Annotated in this window: 1 protein-coding gene and 2 pseudogenes; 1 reads left to right on the top strand and 2 read right to left on the bottom strand. The window is 70.9% G+C overall.

All coding sequences use genetic code 11. From position 1 onward, the window contains the following. Nucleotides 1-309, bottom strand: a pseudogene (locus CM1CMNOD_RS04715) (LCP family protein); the annotation flags it as partial. Nucleotides 310-868: 559 nt separating this feature from the next. Here CM1CMNOD_RS04715 and CM1CMNOD_RS04720 point away from each other — a divergent pair. Further along, nucleotides 869-1,942: a glucose-1-phosphate thymidylyltransferase gene (locus CM1CMNOD_RS04720; RefSeq protein WP_013872520.1), complete on the top strand. Its 1,074-nt coding sequence runs from the start codon at nt 869-871 to the stop codon at nt 1,940-1,942. On the opposite strand, the pseudogene CM1CMNOD_RS04725 reads toward CM1CMNOD_RS04720, so the two are convergent. Beyond that, nucleotides 1,835-3,101: pseudogene (locus CM1CMNOD_RS04725) on the bottom strand (hypothetical protein); the annotation flags it as partial. The gene CM1CMNOD_RS04720 and the pseudogene CM1CMNOD_RS04725 sit on opposite strands and share 108 nt — an antisense overlap.

The raw sequence follows: 3,101 nt of genomic DNA on the forward strand, positions 1-3,101 counted from the left end.
CCCGGGCGGGGCCGCGGCCGGTCGTTCGTGGTCGTCGCCGAGCGCCAGGGTGACCCTGGTGATCTGGGAGTCGAAATAGCGGTAGGCGAAGTAGCCGCCGACGCTCGTCACGACGATCGACATCGACAGCACGGCGGCGAGGGCAAGCAGCAGCTTTCCGGTCAGGGAGCGTTGCCGCCGGCGTTCCCTCGCGGTGCGCAGGAACCATCGCCACCTCGCCCTCGGGCGGGCCCTTCGGACGCGGCGCGGGCCCGGCGGTGGCGTGGTGCTGGCAGGCTGGTCCACGGAAACCCTGGTCGTAGCGGTCACCGTGCCGTACCTCCCACCCCCGCCATGGCCTGGCACCGGCCCACGGACGTACACACCGCCCGATGTGTCCCGCGTCCCCGGATATGGTCCTGTTTACCACTATGTCCCGGGTGATGGTGCCGTTGGCGGGCCGTCGAGGCCGGCCGGGCCGGTGGTGGCCCGCTCGTGCCGCCTTCGGCTGGCATGCCGACGGATCCCGCCGGTGTTCGCGGGCCGGCTGCTGGATTCATCGCGGCGTTACCCCCGTACCGCTGATGTCATGACTGTCGTCATGGCCGCGGAGGACAACTGTGGTCCTGATTGCTGAAGGTACCCGCCGTAGGCATGACACACCCGTTGTGGGATGCCCTGAGGACGATGGGTCCGGTGTTTCGGCGGCGGCTGACGGGGGGGCGCGGGCCACCGCGGCGGCCGGCCGAAACCAGCGCCGGCCGTCCGGTACGCCGTGTTCGGTACGCCGTCCGGTACGCCGTCCGGAACAATGTCGTTCGACGGGTATTGAGCCCTATGGCTGTGGGCTTGTACGGTCGCCGTCCGGCCGCACGATAAGGTTCGGATCATGAAGGCTCTTGTGCTTGCCGGTGGTTCCGGAACACGACTGCGTCCGATCACCCACACCTCGGCCAAGCAACTTGTGCCGGTGGCGAACAAGCCGGTGCTTTTCTACGGATTGGAGGCAATAGCCGCCGCGGATATCACGAATGTCGGGATCATTGTCGGGGAGACCGCCGCGGAGATCGAGGCCGCCGTCGGTGACGGTGCCGAGCTGGGGATCGAGGTCACCTACATTCGGCAGGAGGCGCCGCTGGGCCTGGCCCACGCGGTGCTCGTCGCCCGTGACTTCCTTGGCGACGAGCCGTTCGTGATGTACCTCGGCGACAACCTGATCATCGGCGGGATCTCGGGGCTGGTGGAGGAGTTCCGCCGCAGCGGGCCGGACGCGCTCATCCTGCTGACGAAGGTGTCCAACCCGTCCGCGTTCGGCGTGGCCGAGCTGGGGCCGGGCGGGCAGATCGTGCGTCTGGTCGAGAAGCCCCGGCAGCCACCGAGCGATCTTGCCCTCGTCGGGGTGTACCTGTTCGGCCCGGCGGTCCACGAGGCCGTGCGGGGGATCAAACCGTCCGCGCGCGGCGAACTGGAGATCACCGAGGCGATCCAGTGGCTTGTCGACGGCGGTTATGAGGTCGCGCCGCACCTGGTCGAGGGCTACTGGAAGGACACCGGGCGGCTCGACGACATGTTGGAGACCAACCGGCACCTGCTGGAGTCGCTGGAGCCGGCCGTCCGCGGCGTGGTCGACGAGGGCAGCACGGTCGTCGGCCGGGTCGTGATCGAGGAGGGCGCGTCACTGGTGCGTTCCACCGTACGCGGGCCGGCGATCATCGGCCGGGGCACGAGGGTCGTCGACTCGTATGTCGGCCCGTTCACCTCGATCTACCATTCGTGCGCGATCGAGGACACCGAGATCGAGTATTCGATCGTGCTGGAGCGGGCGACCATCCGTGGGATCGGGCGGATCGAGGACTCACTGATCGGGCGGGACGTCGAGGTCGTCCCGTCGGCGGCCCGGCCGCGGGCGCACCGGCTGATGCTCGGCGACCACTCCCGGGTCTCGGTCGCCACCACGCCCTGACCGGGGCCATCGCCTGGCCGGGGACCGTCTGCCGGTCCAGGGCCGCTGGCCGGGCCCGGGTCGTTGCACCGGGGACAGGAGGGTGCCGGCCGTCCCGGCCGGGCGGAGGCCGGGCAGTGCGGGCGGTTCGGGCGCCGCGGGCAGCGGCGTGGGGGCGCCTGGCTCCCCCGAGGAACCGCCTGGCTCCTCCAGGGGACATCGACGGGCTTCGCGGACCATCTCGGCGACGGTGACGCAGGCGATCACCAGGCAGAGGGCGAAGACGGTGATCGTCACCCCGACGGGGAACGGCGCCCAGCGTCCGATCACGGTGACGATCTCGGCGACGTGCAGCGGGGGGGCCGACTCGCCGCGCGGCAGCCAGTAGTACCCGCACACCGCCCACAGCGCCGCCGTCTGCATGCCGAGCGCACCGACCAGGACGATCAGAGTGGCGGCCCGCTCGTGCCCACGCAGCAGCCGGCCGAGGCCGGCGGCGGTGACGACGGCGAGGCCGACCACGCCCATGTAGAGGTACCGGCCCTGGATGGCGATGCCCTGGGTGTACTTCAGGTAGTCCGAATAGCTGCGCTGGCCCACCAGCAGGTAGGCCAGCAGGATCGGCATGAGCAGCACGAGCGCGCGTCCGGACACGGCCGCGCGCGGCCAGGTGAACCGGTGTCCCCGGGGCGCCTCGCCGGTGGCCCGGGGACGGACGACCGCCGCCAGCACGCAGCCCACTACGGCCGTGGTCGCGATGACGATCACAACCGGGGAGAGTTGGGGCGGCTCGAACATCCCGAGACCGCCCCAGAACCGGCTGATGATGGTCTGCCAGAAGTACTCGTACCAGGTGTAGAAGGACTTCGGCAGCAGGACCGGCTCGCGCCGTGGGGGTTCCGTTGCCCATCCGTTGGGCTGAACGGCGTCGTAGAGGACGTAGTTACGGACCCACCACCATCCGCCGGTGGCGCAGGCGATCCCGATCGCGAGCAGCGCCGGATACACCGGCGGCGCCCGCAGCACCCGGATGGGCACGGTCCAGCCGCCACGGCGCGGGCCGTGCTGGCCGCGCCGGCCGGACCAGCGAGGGCGGCGTGCCGACCAGCGGAGGCGGCGACCGGCGAGCCGGAGGCTGACGGGCTGGGGACCGACAGATCGGGGGCCGACAGATCGGGGG

This window comes from Protofrankia symbiont of Coriaria myrtifolia (genome assembly GCF_900634755.1).
Taxonomy (GTDB): Bacteria; Actinomycetota; Actinomycetes; order Frankiales; family Frankiaceae; genus Protofrankia; species Protofrankia coriariae.

Coding starts and splice junctions, on each gene's coding strand:
- CM1CMNOD_RS04720 (WP_013872520.1), top strand. CDS start 869: ATGAAGGCTCTTGTGCTTGCCGGTGGTTCCGGAACACGACTGCGTCCG.